The following is a 17093-nucleotide window of genomic DNA, read 5'->3' on the forward strand; positions in this document are numbered from 1 at the left end:
CTCAGAAGTCCACGTTCATCGACAGCCACAGGCGGCGCCCGTCGAGGTTGTTGACGTAGACGCTGCTATAGGTCGGCGCTGCCGCCGGCGTCGCGCGATACGGCAGGTAGTCGATGAAGTCCTTGTCCAGCAGATTGTAGATCGCAGCATTGAGCGTAATGGCCGGCGTGATCTGGTAGCTGGTGCCAAGGTGCAGCATCGTATAACCCTTGAAGTCGCCCAGCGCGTCCCGGGCCGCGCGGGTGGCAGCCGACGTCCCCGGATCGCGGAAGCGCTCGCTGCGGTATTCGGCGCGCAGCCACGTGTTCCAGTCTGGCGACACGTCCCAGGTCAGGCGCGCATTGAACGCGTGCTTCGGCGTGTCGGACAGCGGCTTGCCGGCATTCGCGCCGCTTTCCTGTTCGCTGTCGGTGTACGTGTAGTTGGCGCTGGCGGCCCAGCCGGCGGCGAGCGGGAAGCGGGTGGCGAGTTCGACACCACGCGTGACGGCCTCGTCGACGTTGATCGACTGGCCGAAGGCGTCGACGTTCGGCCAGTTGCCGAAGCTGACGCAGCCCGGCCGGTTGAGCGCCGGGCGGTAGGTGCAGTTGAGGAGGCCAGTACCGCTGGTGATCTTGTCCTTGAAATCGTTGTTGAAGACCGTGACGTTCGCGGTCCAGCCGGCGCCATTGTCGAAGTAGGCACCCAGTTCGGTGGTGACGCTGGTTTCGGGTTGCAGGTTCGGGCTGCCCACGAGCGGGATCGTGCCCTGGCCACCGAAGCCGTTGATGCCGGGGGTGAGCTGCTCGACGCGCGGGGTCTTGTAGCCCTTGCTCACGCCGCCCTTGACAGTCCAGCGGGGCGAGGCGCTCCAGACCAGGTAGCCGCGCGGGCTCGTCTGGCCGCCGAAGATGCTGTGGTCGTCGTAGCGTGCACCGATCGTCAGCGAGACCCGCTCGTGCAGGCGCCACTCGTCTTCCACGAACAGGGCTTTCTGCGTGAACGCGAACGCTTGCGGCGCGACGCCGTCGATCATTTCCGCATCCCAGTGCTGGGCGCCGATCGTGGTCAGGTGCGTGCCCCATGGCAGCAGGAGCTTCGTGTCGAACACCTTGCTCTCGACTTCCAGCGTGCGGGGCGTGCCGGGCACTGCGCCTGGCGTCCCCGGCGGAATCGTGCGGCCAATGGTTTCCGTGTTGTTCACCATATAGCTGCTGGCCCAGGTGCCGAACGGTAGGCGCGCCTTGTACGACAGCGTGGTCTGCTCGCGGTTGTATTTCTGTTCAGGTCCATAGCCGCCCGTGCCCAGCGTGCCGAGCTGGCCGCGCGTGTTGTCATAGGTCTGGCGCGTCTTGTCGGCGTCGAGCACCAGTTCGTGGTTGCGGTGCGGGGTGAACGCCAGCCGCGCGCCGACGTTGTCGATCTTCTGCTTGACGGGGTTGGCGTTCTGCGTGAGTGGCCGTGCCGGGTTGATCTCGTCATACGCAATGCTGGCTTCGTCGCGGCGCAGGGTGCTGCCGCGCAGCGAGAGTCCCAGCACATCGGTCTTGAGCGGGCCGCTCAGGTAGAACTTGGCGCCCTTGACGTCACCGAACTGGCTGTCTTCCTGTAGCGTGTAGTCGGCTGCCACCGAACCGACCCAGCGCTTGCCGACCTTGCGCGTGATGATGTTGATCACGCCGCCCATGGCGTCCGAGCCATACAGCGTCGACATCGGACCCCGGATGACTTCGATGCGTTCGATCGCACCCACCGGTGGCATGAAGCTGGTCGACGTACCGCCGAAGCCATTTGGCGTGACGTTGCCGGCCGCGTTCTGGCGCCGGCCGTCGATCAGGATCAGCGTGTAGTCGCTCGGCATGCCCCGGATACTGATGTTCATGCCGCCGGTCTTGTCGCCGGCCGCGCCCACATCGATGCCTTCCACGCTTTCGAGCGCCTGCGCCAGGTTGCCGAAGCGCTCTTTCTCAAGTTGTTCACGGGTCAGCACCGTGATCGAGGCGGGCGCTTCACGGATCGTCTGCTCGAAGCCGGCCGCGGTCACGACCACGGTCGGCATGGTCGCCGGCAAATCGTCAGCAATCGCATCGGTGGCAACAGCGGCAACAGCAACAAGCGGCATCGTGCCGATGGCCAGGCTCAATACAGTGCGGGCAAATGGGAGGGCAGGCAAACGGTCAATCATTGTTCAGGCATCCTTTTTATAATTTGAAGCAAAGCTCTGCGTAAAGACGTCAAACGAGGCAAAGATCGCAGAATGGCGCCATTCTAATCGTTAATGCGAATCATTCCCATTCAAATTTCATGACGGGCGTGTCGGATGCTGTTCATGCAACGCCGTGCTGCCCATGCCACCGGGGTTTCCCGCTATGATGTCAGGCGGTGCCCGCCCAGGGCGCCTGTGCCTTACGATCAACCCAGCCACTGGAGCATCATGAAGAAGTACCTGACCCTGACCCTGGCAGCGACCGTTGCCGTCGCCGCCATTCCCGCCGCCCACGCGAACGCCGACCTGGCCAAGGCCAAGGCCTGCATGGCCTGCCACGCCGTCGGCACCAAGCTGGTCGGCCCGGCCTACAAGGATGTCGCGGCCAAGTATGCGAAAGATGCCGGCGCCGAAGCGCGTCTCATCCAGAAGATCCAGAAAGGCAGCAGCGGCACCTGGGGCCCGATCCCGATGCCGGCCAATCCACAGGTGACGGAAGCCGATGCCAAGGTCCTGGCGAAATGGATCCTGGCGCAGAAATGACCCATTGGCGGCCCCAGCCCGGGCCGCCATGACCGTACCTGGCGCGTTCTTTGCATACAAGCAATGAACTCAACGCCAGGAGCGGCCGATGTTCTTGCACAACGATGTCATCGAATACCTCGATCCTCCCGGCCAACTGGTGCGGATTCTCTGGATCGACGTGGCAGATTCCGTGGCTTATACCTTTGCGCTGCGCCGTCCGAGCGCCACACCGTGCAGGACACCGCTGCACGTGCTGGTAGCGGACGTGTCGACCCGGCGTGCCCGGTTACTGCTCACTGACCCTTGCCAAGCACCGCGCGTAGACGCCCCATCCGGCAAGCACCACCTGCTGCAGATGAAGGCGTGGGATGCGGTGAGCGCGCTGCATCGCGACCTGCCGCAACTCTATCTGCCGCGCCCGCGCGGGGTTCTGCTCAACGCCTACAGTCGCGCCCACGGGATCTCCGTCGCCAGCCTCATGCGTTACCTGCGCCGCTACTGGGAGCGGGGCCAGACGATCGATGCGCTGCTGCCCGATTACGCCAACTCCGGTGCGCGTGGCAAGACGCGGGCGGCCAGCGCCGGCGTCAAGCGCGGCCGTCCGCGCAATGGTGCGACGAGCAGCGCCAACGCGGGCACCAATACCGACGCCGCACTGCGGGCGCTGTTCCTGGCGGCTGCTACGCACTTTGCCGCTACCCATCCGCGCTTTTCGCGTCCGGCCGCGTATCGCCAGATGTTGAACGACCACTTCGCCAATTGTCCGCCCGGCACCATTCCCAGCTATGGCCAGTTCAACTACTGGCTGGAACGCGACGGCGCTGACCACACCCATTGAAGTGCGTATTTACGCCACAACGGTGCAATGTCGATTTGGCATGCTCGCGGCGCGTGCGCGGCATCGCTACGCTGTCCGTGGACGATCCCGAACGGGTCAGGAAAAATAAAGTCTCGACGCAGCATGCGCCAGGCATCGCGCGATGTGTGTCACGTTTGTCAATACGAATGAAGAAACAGTAGTTCTGAATCTTGTTTGAATAAATACGCTTACGTCAGGCTTACGTTCGGTAAAACTACCTCTGCACTTTATTTTAATAAGTTTCGTATTGACGATCGCACCACCCACTTGGCACAGGTATTGCTGATAGACCACTAGTTGCAAGGTCTTTCAGTAACGCCAAGTGGAGGTAGAAATGAAACGTTTGACACCGTCGCTGACCCGACGTGAGTTCTTGTACCGGGCCGCCGCCGTTGGCGGTTCGGCGCTGTTGATGGGTTCGATGAATGCCTGGGGCATGGGGATCGCCTCCCGGACCACGACGCCGCCCGTGCTCGCTGGCTCTGGCAAGGGGAAGAAAGTCGTCGTGCTGGGCGCCGGTCTGGCCGGCCTGACGGCAGCCTACGAACTGGGCAAGCTGGGCTACGAAGTCCAGGTGCTCGAGGCGCGGCCCTATGCGGGCGGGCGCTGCCAGACGGCGCGCAAGGACTTCAAGCTGCACGAACTGGGCGGCGAGGCCCAGCAGTGCCGCTTCGACGCGGGCCAGTACATCAACCACGGCCCGTGGCGCATCCCGCTGGACCACCAGTCCACGCTCTACTACGCGCGCCAGTTCAAGGTACCGCTCGAAGTGATGGTCAACGAGAATGACCATGCGTATGTGTACCTCGAGGATGGCGGGCCGCTGTCGAAGCAGCGCCTGCGCGGCGCCCAGATCAAGGCCGACATGCGCGGCCATGTCGCCGAACTGCTGGCCAAGTCGGTCACCGGCCATGCGCTCGACAAGCAGCTGACGGGCGACGACCAGCGCCTGCTGCTCGATTACCTCAAGCACGAAGGAGCGCTGGACGCCGGCGACCTGGCCTACAAGGGCCGCAGCGGCCGTGGTTTTGCCACCAACCCCGGCGCGGGGCTGGTGCCGGGCGCCGGCACACCGTCCGATCCGCTGGCGTTTCACGATCTGCTGGCTGCCCGGGTCGGCAAGGTCTACAGCGCCGTGCAGGAGTTCCCGATGCACGCCACGATGTTCCAGCCGGTCGGCGGCATGGACGCGATCCCACGCGCCTTCGCCAGCCGGCTGGGCGGCCGCATCCGCTACCACGCCGAAGTCCAGCGCATCCGCCAGGGCGACGACAAGGTCACGATCGACGTGTGTGACACGGCCAGCGGCGCGCTCTCGCGCGTCACGGCCGACTATTGCCTGTGCACGGTGCCGCTGTCGGTGCTGCGCATGATCGACACCGATTTTTCCGACGGATTCAAGGCCGCGATCAAGGCCGTCCCGTACGCGCCGGTCGGCAAGATCGGCCTTCAGATGAAGCGCCGCTTCTGGGAAGAAGACGACCATATCTACGGTGGCCACGTGCTGACCGACCTGAAAGGGATCAACACGATCTCGTTGCCGTCCGGTGGCTGGCAGCAGAAAAAGGGTGTCGTGCTGGGCTATTACCACTACGCGCTCGACGCCATTGAAGTGAGCGGGATGGCACCTAGCGAACGGACCGAGTTCGCACTCGCGGCCGGTGAAAAGATCTTTCCTGCCTACCGCGCAAGTTATGAAAGCAGCTTCTCGGTTGCCTGGCACCGCGTGCAGTACAGCCTGGGCGGCTGGGCCGAATGGACCGACGCCGCGCGCAAGAGCGCCTACCCGATTTTGCTCGATGGCGAGCGCCGCGTGCTGCTGGCCGGCGAACACCTGAGCTACCTGACCGGCTGGCAAGCCGGCGCCATCGAATCGGCATGGCAGCAGGTCGAGGCACTGCACCGGAGGGCCAGCGCATGAAGACCCCGATCCTTGCACTGGCAAGCACTGTTCTGTGGGCCGGCGCAGTCCAGGCCCAGGCTCCCGCACCGGCAGACGGCAAGACCCTGTTTGCCAGGAACTGCGCGGCCTGCCACCAGGCCAATGGGCGCGGCATTCCCGGCGCGTTCCCGGCGCTCGTCGCCAGTCCGGTCGCCATCGGGCCGGCCGACGCGGCGGCCGAGGTGCTGCTCAAGGGCCGTGGCGGCATGCCCGATTTCAGCACAAGCCTGGATGACGCCGATATCGCCGCCGTCCTGACCTATGCGCGCAGCAGTTGGGGCAATCGCGCGCCGCCGATCGCCGGCGCCGAGGTCGCCATGCGGCGCGCGGCGCTGCAGGTCGCACCGGCGGGCGACAGCCGCTTCGGCAACAAGCACTGATGTTTTCCCTTTCCTTCCCATGCCCATGAAAGACGATCCAATGACATTTGCCGCTATCCGCTCCACCTCTTGCCTGGCCGCCGCGCTGCTGCTGGCGCCCGCCATCGCCAGCGCCGCAGCCACCGACATCGTGCGCCACAAGATCCCGAACTCGGATTTTCCCATTGCCCTGGCCGTGTCGGTGCCGCCCGGCGCGACGATCCACTTCATCAGCGGCCAGGTGCCGCCCATCGTCGACAAGGCGGCCGGCCCCGATACCATCGCGGCCTTTGGTGACACCAAGACGCAGACGGTCGGCGTGCTGCAGAAGATCAAGGAGATCCTCGCCGGCATGGGGTTGGGCATGGGCGACGTCGTCAAGATGCAGGTGTTCCTGGTGGGCGATCCGGCGCAGAAAGGGCGCGCCGACGTCACCGGCTTCATGGCCGGCTACACCCAGTTCTTCGGCGGTGCGCAGCCCAACCTGCCGGCTCGCGCGGTGATGCAGGTGGCGGGCCTGAGCAATCCCGGCTGGCTCGTGGAAATCGAAGTCGTGGCAGCAAAGAAGTAAGCGGCGCGGCCCACGCCGGGCCACGCCAACCATACCTATAACAGATCACGCCAACCAGGGAACCACCATGTACAAGACCATCATTCATACCAGTGTCGCCGCTGCCTTGCTGTCGTGGGGCGTGGCGGCCCACGCCACCGACAAGGCGGCCGAGCCGGCCGTCGATCCCGTTGTCGACACCGCGGCTGCCGCCGTGGCGCCGGACGGCCCCGCGATCGCCAGTACCGGCGTCGTGATCGTCACGGGCACGCGCGCCGCCGGCCTGACGGTCGAGGACAGCGCATCGCCGATCCAGGTGCTCGACGCGTCGTCGCTGGCCCGCACCGGCCAGCCCGACCTGATCCAGGCCCTGGCCCAGAACCTGCCGTCGCTCAATGCCCAGGCCTTCGGTAGCGACATGGCGGCGATGACGCTGTCGGCACGCCTGCGCGGCCTCTCGCCGAACAACACGCTGGTGCTGGTCAACGGCAAGCGCCGCCACGGCACCGCCAACCTGGCCGTGCTGGCCGGCGCCTTCCAGGGCGGCGCTGCAGCCGACCTGAACTTCATTCCGGTAGCGGCGATCGAGCGCGTCGAAGTGCTGCAGGACGGCGCGGCCGCGCAATATGGCACCGACGCCATCGCCGGCGTCATCAACATCATCCTCAAGTCCAATTACCGTGGCGGCAGCGCCAACGTCAGTGGCGGTGGCTATATGGACGGCGGCGGGCACACGGGCGACGGCATGGCCAATATCGGCCTGACCCCGTTCACCGATGCCTGGCTGTCGCTGACAGCGGAAACGAAGTACCACGGCTTTTCGCAGCGCGGCGGGATCGATCCGCGCGTCGTCGATCCGGCCACGATGGCGGCGATGCCGTCGCTCGTCAATGCGCCAGGCTACCCGTACCTGAACAAGATCCAGGGCGACGCCCAGTACCGCCAGCACATCTTCGCCGCCAACTTCGGCGTGGACCTGGGCGGCGACACCGAGTTGTACAGCTTTGCCACCTATGGCAAGAAGGAAGCGCGGGCCTTCGAGAACTACCGCATGCCCAACCGCCTGCCGACGATCTACCCGCTGGGTTTCAGCCCGCAGGAGACGTTCGACGAAGAAGACTATGCGTTCACGTTCGGCATCAAGGGCAAGGTGTTCGGCAACTGGAACTGGGATCTGTCGAGTACCTACGGCAAGGACGTGGCCAAGCTGGGCGTGGCCAATTCGGCCAATATCTCGCTGTTTACCGACACCGGCGCGACGCCGCTTGATTTCGCGGCCGGGGAATTCCAGGCCAGCCAGTGGACCAACAACCTTGACCTGCGCCGCGAGTTCGATGTTGGCATGGCTACGCCACTGACGCTGGCGCTGGGCCTCGAGCACCGCCGCGATACCTACGCGATTGTCGCGGGCGACGCCGCATCGCGCTACAAGGAAGGCGCGCAGTCGTTCCCGGGCTTCTCGCTGACCGACGCCGGAAAACACAGCCGCAACAACAAGGCGGTCTACGCGAATATCGCCGTGCAACCCGTGACCGGCTGGACGGTCGACATCGCCGGGCGCTTCGAAGATTTCAGCGACTTTGGCAACGCCAAGGTCGGCAAACTCACCAGCCGCTACGACTTCACGCCGGACGTGGCCGTGCGCGCGACCTACAGCAACGGCTTTCGCGCGCCGACGCTGGCCGAATCGTTCTATTCGGCCACCAATGTCTCGCCACGCAGCGCGTTCGTGCAACTGGCGCCGAACTCGCCGGGCGCGCGCCTGGTGGGCATCGACGGCCTGAAGCCCGAAGCATCGACCAATATCAGCGCGGGTCTGGTGCTCAATCCGGTGGCCGGCATGGCCGTCACGCTGGACGCCTACCAGATCACGATCCGCGACCGCATCGTCGGCAGCGGCTCGCTGTACGGTTCGGGCGGCGCGATCAATTCGCCGGCCGTCACGGCAGCGATTCTGGCCAATGGCAATGTTCTGGATCCGACCGTCGTGCAAACCGGTATCAACATCTTCACCAATGCCGTCAACACCCGCAGCCGCGGCGCTGAAATCGTGGCCACCCTGAGCAGCAACTACGGCGCATACGGGCGCGTGGACTGGTCGGCAGCGGCCAACTACAACAAGGTCGAGGTCATCAAGATCAACCAGGCACCGACGCAACTGGGCGCGCAGACGCTGCTCGACGCCACCGCGATCTCGCATCTGGAAACGGCCTCGCCCAAGGTGCGGGTGAATCTGGGCGGCTTGTGGCGCATGGGTGACTGGACCGTGAACCTGCGCGAGAACTACTTCGGCAAATCGTCCGAACAGTTCTCGACCGACGGCGCGGTGTATCGCGAAAACCGGATCAAGGCCAGCCTGTTGACCGACCTGGAAGTGAGCTACCAGATCAGCAAGGCCTGGAGCCTGTCGCTGGGTGCGAACAACCTGTTCAACGAGTACCCGGACAAGGTCAATGCACTGACGCTGGCGGAGCAGCGCGCCAACCTGGACAACGGTGCGGTGACGATCTATCCCGGCTTCTCGCCATATGGCATCAACGGTGGTTACTACTATGCGCGCGCGGCCGTAAAATTCTGATCCACGGCGTCGGGCGTCGGGCATCAAGCGGCTGGCCGTGGCGGGCCAGCCGCTTGATTGCCGCTGCAGGGTCGATCCAGCCCGAGACACAGATTCCATAATCGAAAATATCGATCATAGGGCGGCAGATAACTCGTTTTTCATCATGGCCGGTGGCGCGCATAATAGCGTCATCGCATCGGGAACAAGGCGCGAATCAGCGAGTGCCCGCAACGGCATCAAGATTCGAGCAGCTCGATGATCCAATCACGAAAGGAGCAAATGATGTTGAACGTCCGTAAAAGCAATGAACGTGGTGGCGCCAGTTTTGGCTGGCTGAACTCGCAGCACTCGTTTTCGTTCGGTCACTACCACGATCCGAAACACATGGGTTTTGGCCCGCTGCGCGTCATCAATGATGACCATGTAGAGGCAGGCCGCGGCTTCGATTCTCACGGTCACCGCAATATGGAAATCATCTCGTATGTGCTCGAAGGCGCCCTGGCGCACAAGGACAGCATGGGCAACGGCTCGGTGCTGCGCTACGGCGACGTGCAGGTCATGAGCGCCGGTACGGGCGTCGTGCACAGTGAGTTCAATGGTTCGAAAACAGAAGGCGTGCACTTCCTGCAGATCTGGATCGAGCCGAACGAAATCGGCGCCGAACCGCGCTACGAAGAAAAGCACTTCGACACGGCCTCGAAGACCGGCAAGCTGCGCGTGGTGGCGTCGAACGACGGCCGCGATGGCTCGGTCTCGATCCGTCAGGATGCATCGATCCATGCCGGCATCTTCAATGGCGCCGATGAGGCAACGCATGCGCTGGCCGATGGCCGCCAGGCCTATGTCCACGTGATTCGTGGCCAGATCACGGTCAACGGCGTGGCGCTGAGCGGTGGTGACGCGCTCAAGATCACCGGTGAACCTGCGGTGACGCTGAGCCAGGCCGAAGCGGCCGAAGTGCTGGTGTTCGATCTGCCGCAGTAACACGCGCAGGCAGCATGGCAGCAATGCCGCCCCGATCCCGGGGCGGTGTGTCGTGTGTGCGTGTCGTTTTATGCAGCCGCACACGGATCGACGGCCATGCGCGCGAACGGTGAACTCGTGCGCATCCGGTCGATCCACCAGGTGAGCGCCGCGCCGTCCTCGGTGCTGCGCCAGGCCAGATAAAAGGTTTCGTCGGGCTTGGGTTCCACCACCTGCTTTTCAATGAGCTGGCCGCGCGCGATCGCCGGTCTGGCCCATGCCTCGGGCAGGAAGCCGAAGCCCAGCCCCTGCACCTGGAACTCGTACTTGGTGCGCATGTCGGGCACGGCCAGCGTGGCCTGTCCGAACAGGATGCCCACGGTGCGCGCGCCCAGCACGCGCGCTGAATCCGACACCGTGATCGCCCGGTACGGCAGCAGATCGGCCTTGTCGAGCGGATGGTCAAGCGCTGCCAGCGGATGGTGCGGGGCGACCGCGAACACGAAGCTGCTCGTGCCGATCGGTTCAGCCGTGTAGCCGCCGCCCGACGGTCCGTCGCCGGCAGCGCCCACGAGCAGGTCGACGCGGCGGTCGAGCAGGGCGTCCCAGGTACCACCGAGCGACTCGCGCACGATGCGCAGGCGCGTGTGGTCGGCGACCTGGTAAAAGTCTTCAATGTCCGGCTGCAGGCCACCCGCGCCCAGCACCGAATCCATCCCGATCGCAAAGTCCGTTTCCCAGCCCGAGGCCACGCGCCGCACGCGCGACTCCAGGTCGCCGGCAGCGCGCAGCAGGTAGCGCCCGTCCTTGAGCAACGCCTGGCCCGCCGGCGTCAGCGTGACCTTCGGCCCGAAACGGTCGAACAGGCGCACGCCCAGGTCGTCCTCGAGCTTGGACACCGTGTACGAGATGGTGGACGGCACGCGAAACAATTCCTTGGCCGCGCCCGCGAACGAGCCTCGGCGGGCGATGGTGTCGATGATCTGAAGGGCGTCGAGGCTGAGCTTGAGCAAGTAGGCATCCTGGAATCGGTATCCAGCCATGGTAGCGGCAAGCGCGGGCGCCACCAAGCCCCCGGGGCGAAAATAGCAGTCTGATTCTGTCGCCATGGTTGGCCGGCGCGCGCGCCATGCGTGCGCAGCAGAACAGATGCCTGGTTTTGAAAATTGGTATCGTACGGGCTGCCCAATCATATGGAGTACGTCCCGTGTTCGAGTTCATCACCGAGTTCATGCAAAAGAGCGGCTATCTCGGCGTCTTCGCGCTGATGGCGCTGGAAAACATTTTTCCTCCGATTCCATCCGAGCTGATCATGCCGTTTGCCGGATTTGTCGCTGCGCGCGGTGACCTGAACGTGATCGGCGTGCTGCTTGCCGGCACCGCCGGATCGGTAGCAGGCGCTTTGCCGTGGTATTACGCCGGCAAGGTGTATGGCAAGGAGCGGCTCGAAGCCTTCGCCGACAAGCACGCGCGCTGGATGACCGTCACCCACGGCGACATCGAGCATGCGATGGACGCCTTCGAAAAGCACGGCAAGAAAGTGGTCCTGCTGGGGCGGTTGATTCCGGCGATCCGCACGCTGATTTCGGTGCCGGCCGGTCTGGCCAACATGTCGATGGGCCAGTTTCTGTTGTTCTCGACGATCGGTTCGCTGATCTGGACCGGCATCCTGACCGGCGCCGGCTATGCACTCGAGAGCCAGTACGAGCGCGTGGCCGAGTATGTCGATCCGGTGTCGAAGGCAGTCCTGATCGGCCTGCTCGGCTGGTATCTGTACCGCGTGGTGACATTCAAGTCGCGTAGCAAGACCTGAACCGTTCATGGCTGCTGGCCAGGCCAGTCCAGGCCAGGCCAGGCCGGCTTGCCGGCTAAGCGGACGCCGTCGCCAGCGCCAGCGCGCGCCACCACACCTGATCGCGCCCGGCCTGCTTGGCGCGATAGAGCTGGGCGTCGGCCGCTTCGAACAGTTCGAACGGTTGTTCGGTGCCGGCCGGATCGAATGTGGCGCCGCCGATGCTGACGGTCAGCACCGGCGCAACGCTCGATGCTTCGTGCGGGATCGCCAGTCCGGCAATGGCCGCGCGCAGCGCTTCGGCGATCGCATGCGCGGACTGGGCATCGGTCTCGGGCATCAACAGCAGCAGTTCTTCGCCGCCATAGCGCGCCGCCAGGTCGCCCGGCCGGTGCATGCCTGCGCCAGCGGTGCGCGCCACCGAGCGCAGCGCGCGGTCGCCCGCCGGGTGGCCATACCGGTCGTTGAACTGCTTGAAGGCGTCGATGTCGAGCAGGGCCAGCGACAGTGGCAGCCCGCTCTGGCAGGCGCGCTGCCATTCCTGCTCATACACTTCGTCGAAGCGGCGCCGGTTGGCCAGTTCGGTCAGGCCGTCGATATTGGCGAGGCGTTCGAGCATCCGGCGCTGGCGCACGACCTGCAGGTGCAGCGCCACGCGCGCCATCACGACGGTCTGGTTGAACGGCTTGACGATGTAGTCCGACGCGCCCATCTTGAGGCCATTGGCTTCGTCTTCGGGCCGGTCCAGGCCGGAGATGAAGATGATGGCGATGTGCGCCGTCTGCGGATCGCCGCGCAGCCGGCGCAACACCTCGTAACCGTCCATGTCCGGCATCATCACGTCGAGCAGGATCAGGTCGGGCAGGTGGCGCCCGGCGCGTTCCAGGGTCTGGGCGCCATTGCGGGCCAGCAGCACCGTATAGTCGGGCTTGAGCAGTTCGCCCAGCACTTCGCGGTTGATGGCGTCGTCGTCGGCCACCAGCACTTTTTGCGACTGATCGATATTCATTGGCTGCCTTCCAGGCTGAGATCGAGTTGCGCGCCCAGGGCCGCCAGCGGCGCCAGCGCCGCCGCATACTCGATCTCGGCCACAGCACGCCGTACGGCGCCCAGCGCCCGTTCGACGGGCTCGGCGTGGGTCTGCGTGCCAAGCAGCGACTCGAGCTGTGCCAGGGCGTCTTCGGCGCGCGCATCGTCGGTACGCAGGTAGCCGTCCAGGCGCGCGATCACCAGCGACAGCGCTTCCGGATCGCCCGCTGTCGGCAGTGCCAGCGCCGCCATCTGGGCCAGGCCGGACAGTACCGTGTCGGCCGCGTTCACGAGGGCCGGCACCTGGATGCCGACGCGGTCGAACTGGCCGGCGCGCAGATCCTGCTCGAGACGCGCAGCGGCGCTGCTCAGTTCGAACGCACCCACGTAGGCGGCGCTCGACTTCAGGTTGTGCGCCAGTGCTTGCAGGCGCGGGTGGTCGCCCGCCTGCAGCGCTTCGCGCAGGATGCGCGGGGCACTGGCGTATTCGCGGATGAAGCTGCCGGCGCGCTTTTCCAGGCGGCTGCGCTGACCATTCACATTCTCCAGCGCCATGCGCCAGTCGATGCCCGGCACTGCCGGCAGCGGCCGGCTGGACGATTGCTGCAGCGTGGACGGGGTGGGCCGCATGGCGGGCGGCGCCACGCGGCCTGCCAGGCGTGCCGGATCGATCCATTTGAGCAGCGTGCAAAACAGCAGGTCGGGGTCGATCGGCTTGGTCACATGGTCGTTCATGCCGGCCAGGCGGCTCAGCGCGCGGTCGCTGGGCAGCGCGTGCGCCGTCATGGCCACGATCGGCAACGCGCGCAGGCGCGGGTCGAGCCGGATCTCGCGTGTGGCCGTCAAGCCATCCATCTCGGGCATCTGGATGTCCATCAGGACCAGGTCATAGTCCCCGGCCAGCGCCATGCGCACCGCGTCCACGCCATTGAAGGCGACATCGACCTGCATGCGCGCGGCGGCCATGAAGTCGAGCGCGACTTCGCGGTTGTTGTCGTTGTCCTCGGCCAGCAGGATACGCGCGCCATCCAGGCGCGGCAGGTCGGCCAGGGCCGGCAGGTAGTTGTCGACCGTGTCGACGGCGCCCAGCTGCGGGTGCAATACTTGCAGCAGGCTGTGGTACAGGAGCGCCGGGCCGACCGGCTTGTGCAGGAACGCGTCGATCGGCAGCTCACTTTCCCCTTGCTCCTGCATCACGGTCTCGCGCGTGCAGGCCGAGATCATCAGGATCGCCGGCGGCGGCGTCATGTCGCCCTGGTCCTCGGCGTGCCGGTGAATGCGGTGGATGGTCTGCATGCCGTCCAGGCCCGGCATCAGGTAGTCCATCAGCACGATCTGGTAGGGGTTCCGGTCGCGCGCGGCCTGCGCCAGCAGCGCGAGGCATTCTTCGCCCGAAGCGGCCATATCGGCGTGCACGCCCAGGCCGGCGAGCATTTCGGCCAGCGCGCCACGCGCGGTGGCGCTGTCGTCAACGACCAGCGCGCGCACGTCGAGCAAGAGCGCCTTGCGTACCGCACTGGCGGCGGCATACCCTTCGGCGATCCCCAGCTGCACGGTGAAGGTAAAGCTGCTGCCGACGTGCGGCGTGCTGCGCGCCGCGATCTCGCCGCCCATTAATTCGACCAGCTGGCGCGAGATCGACAGGCCCAGGCCCGTGCCGCCGTACTTGCGCGTGGTCGAGCTGTCGGCCTGGCTGAACGAGACGAACAGGCGCGCCAGCTGCTCGGGCGTCATGCCGATGCCGGTGTCGCTGACCGTGAAGGCCAGCACGATCCTGTTGCCGTCGACCTGCTGCGCCTCGACGGCCACCACGATTTCACCGCGCTCGGTGAACTTGACGGCATTGCCGGTCAGGTTGATCAGGATCTGGCCGAGACGCAGCGGGTCGCCAATCAGGCGCTGCGGCACGCCGGGGCCAACCCGGAAGATCAGCTCGATGCCCTTGGCGTCGGTCTTCACGCCGGTCAGGCTCGCCAGATGATCGAGCATCTCGTCGAGGTCGAACGGCACCGCTTCCACCTGCAGCTTGCCCGCCTCGATGCGGGAAAAGTCGAGGATGTCGTTGATGATCCCCATCAGGTGCTCGCTGGCGCCCAGGATCTTGCTCAGGTAATTGCGCAACTGCGGCGCCGGCTCGCTCATCAGGGCCAGCCGGCTCATGCCGATGATGGCGTTCATCGGCGTGCGGATTTCATGGCTCATATTGGCCAGAAATTCCGACTTCATGCGGGTGCTGGCTTCGGCGCGCAGCATCGCCTGTTGCATCGCCTCGGTGCGCAGGGCCAGGATGCGCATGAACACCAGCATGTCGAAGGTGCTGCCGAAGACCAGCGCGTGCATGGTCCAGAAGTTCGCCGGGAGCTTGCCATTGATGAGCTGCGCGGTGACGAATGCGGCCGCAAATGCCACCGCCCAGCCGGCCAGAAAGTAAATGCCGACCGCGTCGCCCGTCCGCGCGCGCCGGTAGGCGCCGGGCAGGCCGAGCAGCATCGGCATGATGCCCAGCGTGCCGACGATCAGGACCAGGTATTTGTGATTGATGACGCCGGCGGCGAAGCCGATCGCGGTGACCAGGCACAGCGCGGCCAGCGTCTTCATCATGCGGCTGAAGATGCGGTCCCGGCCGGGCCGCGCGAGCGATTGCTCGACGAACAGGTAGGCGCCGCACGAGGCCATGATCGAGGCCAGGCCCGCGCCGTGTTCGAGCAGCCAGGCATTGCCCGGGTAGAGGTACTGGCCGGCGATGCCGAACCAGGCGGCCGAATACAGCGTAACGCCGGTGGCCAGCAGCGCGTACTTGCCGAACAGCGGCTCGCGCAGCGCATACCACTGGCCCAGCGCGTACAGGATCAGCGTCACGCGCAGGCCCAGCAGGATGCCCTGCATCAGCTGCTCGCCCAATTCGGCGGACAGGACGGCATCGGGCTGCCTGAAGCTGATCGGCAGGATCTTGGGGCCCACCGTCTTCACGCGCAGCAGCACGGTGTAGGCCGTGCCCGGTGTCAGGCGCAGCACGGCGCCGGGCACGCGGCCCTTGAGCGCATCGCCCGACTGCTGCTGCATGCGCCCGACACTGGCGATCTTGCGCAGGCCGCCTGGGAAGCGTACCCAGACGTCGACCTCGTCGAGCAGTGCGAAGTCGATCTGCATCACCCAGCCGTTGGTGGCGTCGCGCGCCACCGCAATCGGGATCCGGACCCAGGTGGTCCCCGGCAGCATGCCCAGGCTGGCGTCGGCGGTCGCTGGCCGCGCAAAGCGCGCCCCGGCGGCCAGTGCGGCAGGGGCGTCGAGCGCGTTGTCGGGATCGGCCAGCGTCGTCACGGCCGGCCAGGCATCGACGACGCCGGCGTCGCGCGTCAACTGTAGCGTCTGGGCCATGGCCGGCGTCGCAGCCATCATGCCCAGCACGAGTAGTATTGCCAGGCATGCAAAGGCAGCCATGCGCGCGCACGTGGCGCGCTTCATCCAGTACGTCATGCTGCACCCCTGGCCGCAGCGCTGGCTGAAACGGCAGGTACCGGCTGCCAGCGATACAGCCCGCATGCGGCGCACAACAGCGGCATGCCCATCACGAACAGGGCGATGGTGCGCGTTTCGACCGGCACGCTTTGGGTGGCTTCGAACAGCATCAATGCGCCGTACAGACCGAGCGGGACCAGGACATCGCGCGTGCGCGCGGCCGGCGCCGGGCGGGCCCCGGTGCGGCGCAACAGCATTCGGAACACGAAGACGATGCTGCAGGCCACCAGCATCCAGCCGGCAAAGCCCTGCAGCGTCTCGCCGAACCACCAGCCATCGTCCCTCACCATGATCCAGGCCTTGAGCTTGTAGACCATGTACGGATCGACACCCAGGTCGTAGGCGGTCACGATCAGCGCGGCAAGCAGGGCCATGACGATGCTGCGGCGGATCGACGTGGCGCCATCGGCCGGGATTTGCCAGACGATCAGGTTGGCCATCACATAGCCGATATACGACAGCGCGAACCACATGAGCGGAATGACCACGCGCACGCTGCCCAGTTGCGGGCCGAGGACCGGCGTGTAGTGGTAGCTGCCGAAGAACCAGCCGTAGCTGGCGCCCATCTCTTCGGCGAACCAGCCGACCGGCAGCGCGATCAGCACGAGGGAGATGGCCGCACGCTGGCCGAGCACGCGTGCTGCGCTGGCCAGGCACGCCAGGAACATCAGTACTGAACTGGCGACCAGCAACTGGGTCCCGGCATGCCAGCCGCGCAGCAGCAGCGCCAGCAGGGCGGCGCCGCCGAACGCTGCAGCAAGACGGGACAGGACAGTTGGCGAGGGCATCATCTTCGGATTCATCGGTGCG

At 65.6% G+C, this 17093-nt stretch carries 13 protein-coding genes; 8 read left to right on the plus strand and 5 right to left on the minus strand.

Annotation, left to right across the window (positions count from 1 at the left end; genetic code table 11):
- Position 1: 1 nt before the first annotated feature.
- Positions 2-2164: a TonB-dependent receptor gene (locus tag IFU00_09500; protein ID MBD8542516.1), complete on the minus strand. Its 2163-nt coding sequence runs from the start codon at positions 2162-2164 to the stop codon at positions 2-4.
- A 249-nt stretch (positions 2165-2413) separates the two neighbouring features.
- Between IFU00_09500 and IFU00_09505 the strand changes: the two genes are divergently transcribed.
- From IFU00_09505 to IFU00_09535, 7 genes are all read left to right on the plus strand, one after another.
- A complete protein-coding gene (locus IFU00_09505) occupies positions 2414-2728 on the plus strand; it encodes a c-type cytochrome (protein MBD8542517.1) in 315 nt (104 codons plus the stop codon).
- An 88-nt stretch (positions 2729-2816) separates the two neighbouring features.
- On the plus strand, positions 2817-3548 hold the full coding sequence (locus tag IFU00_09510; GenBank protein MBD8542518.1) for a hypothetical protein: 732 nt from the start codon (positions 2817-2819) through the stop codon (positions 3546-3548).
- A gap of 442 nt (positions 3549-3990) precedes the next feature.
- Complete coding sequence (locus IFU00_09515) at positions 3991-5490, plus strand: flavin monoamine oxidase family protein (GenBank protein ID MBD8542519.1); 1500 nt, start codon at positions 3991-3993, stop codon at positions 5488-5490.
- Positions 5487-5891: a cytochrome c gene (locus IFU00_09520; GenBank protein MBD8542520.1), complete on the plus strand. Its 405-nt coding sequence runs from the start codon at positions 5487-5489 to the stop codon at positions 5889-5891. Before IFU00_09515 ends, IFU00_09520 begins: the two co-directional genes overlap by 4 nt.
- 40 nt (positions 5892-5931) lie before the next feature.
- A complete protein-coding gene (locus IFU00_09525; protein ID MBD8542521.1) occupies positions 5932-6441 on the plus strand; it encodes a RidA family protein in 510 nt (169 codons plus the stop codon).
- Positions 6442-6508: 67 nt separating this feature from the next.
- The gene (locus tag IFU00_09530) at positions 6509-8998 is read left to right on the plus strand and encodes a TonB-dependent receptor (protein ID MBD8542522.1); all 2490 of its coding nucleotides are present in this window, start codon (positions 6509-6511) and stop codon (positions 8996-8998) included.
- A gap of 264 nt (positions 8999-9262) precedes the next feature.
- Entirely contained in the window at positions 9263-9964 is a 702-nt protein-coding gene (locus tag IFU00_09535) for a pirin family protein (protein ID MBD8542523.1), read from the plus strand.
- 68 nt (positions 9965-10032) lie between these two features.
- Here the strand turns inward: IFU00_09535 and IFU00_09540 are convergent, their stop codons facing one another.
- A complete protein-coding gene (locus IFU00_09540; GenBank protein ID MBD8542524.1) occupies positions 10033-10956 on the minus strand; it encodes a LysR family transcriptional regulator in 924 nt (307 codons plus the stop codon).
- Positions 10957-11150: 194 nt separating this feature from the next.
- Here IFU00_09540 and IFU00_09545 point away from each other — a divergent pair, with 194 nt between their 5' ends.
- On the plus strand, positions 11151-11756 hold the full coding sequence (locus IFU00_09545) for a DedA family protein (GenBank protein MBD8542525.1): 606 nt from the start codon (positions 11151-11153) through the stop codon (positions 11754-11756).
- A 55-nt stretch (positions 11757-11811) separates the two neighbouring features.
- Here the strand turns inward: IFU00_09545 and IFU00_09550 are convergent, their stop codons facing one another.
- The 3 genes from IFU00_09550 to IFU00_09560 are packed head-to-tail and all read right to left on the minus strand — an operon-like array spanning position 11812 to position 17074.
- A complete protein-coding gene (locus IFU00_09550) occupies positions 11812-12744 on the minus strand; it encodes a diguanylate cyclase (GenBank protein ID MBD8542526.1) in 933 nt (310 codons plus the stop codon).
- Positions 12741-16205: a response regulator gene (locus IFU00_09555; protein MBD8542527.1), complete on the minus strand. Its 3465-nt coding sequence runs from the start codon at positions 16203-16205 to the stop codon at positions 12741-12743. Before IFU00_09555 ends, IFU00_09550 begins: the two co-directional genes overlap by 4 nt.
- Positions 16206-16237: 32 nt before the next feature.
- Positions 16238-17074, minus strand: a complete 837-nt coding sequence (locus IFU00_09560; GenBank protein MBD8542528.1) for a carotenoid biosynthesis protein — start codon at positions 17072-17074, stop codon at positions 16238-16240.
- Positions 17075-17093 lie beyond the last annotated feature (19 nt).

The sequence above is a fragment of the Oxalobacteraceae sp. CFBP 8761 genome, from assembly GCA_014841595.1.
Lineage (GTDB): Bacteria > Pseudomonadota > Gammaproteobacteria > Burkholderiales > Burkholderiaceae_D > Telluria.

What these genes read in the sequence shown, in the direction of transcription:
- IFU00_09500 (MBD8542516.1), bottom strand. Translation starts at nt 2,164, where the DNA reads ATGATTGACCGTTTGCCTGCCCTCCCATTTGCCCGCACTGTATTGAGC.
- IFU00_09505 (MBD8542517.1), top strand. Translation starts at nt 2,414, where the DNA reads ATGAAGAAGTACCTGACCCTGACCCTGGCAGCGACCGTTGCCGTCGCC.
- IFU00_09510 (MBD8542518.1), top strand. Translation starts at nt 2,817, where the DNA reads ATGTTCTTGCACAACGATGTCATCGAATACCTCGATCCTCCCGGCCAA.
- IFU00_09515 (MBD8542519.1), top strand. Translation starts at nt 3,991, where the DNA reads ATGAATGCCTGGGGCATGGGGATCGCCTCCCGGACCACGACGCCGCCC.
- IFU00_09520 (MBD8542520.1), top strand. Translation starts at nt 5,487, where the DNA reads ATGAAGACCCCGATCCTTGCACTGGCAAGCACTGTTCTGTGGGCCGGC.
- IFU00_09525 (MBD8542521.1), top strand. Translation starts at nt 5,932, where the DNA reads ATGACATTTGCCGCTATCCGCTCCACCTCTTGCCTGGCCGCCGCGCTG.
- IFU00_09530 (MBD8542522.1), top strand. Translation starts at nt 6,509, where the DNA reads ATGTACAAGACCATCATTCATACCAGTGTCGCCGCTGCCTTGCTGTCG.
- IFU00_09535 (MBD8542523.1), top strand. Translation starts at nt 9,263, where the DNA reads ATGTTGAACGTCCGTAAAAGCAATGAACGTGGTGGCGCCAGTTTTGGC.
- IFU00_09550 (MBD8542526.1), bottom strand. Translation starts at nt 12,744, where the DNA reads ATGAATATCGATCAGTCGCAAAAAGTGCTGGTGGCCGACGACGACGCC.
- IFU00_09555 (MBD8542527.1), bottom strand. Translation starts at nt 16,205, where the DNA reads ATGGCTGCCTTTGCATGCCTGGCAATACTACTCGTGCTGGGCATGATG.
- IFU00_09560 (MBD8542528.1), bottom strand. Translation starts at nt 17,074, where the DNA reads ATGATGCCCTCGCCAACTGTCCTGTCCCGTCTTGCTGCAGCGTTCGGC.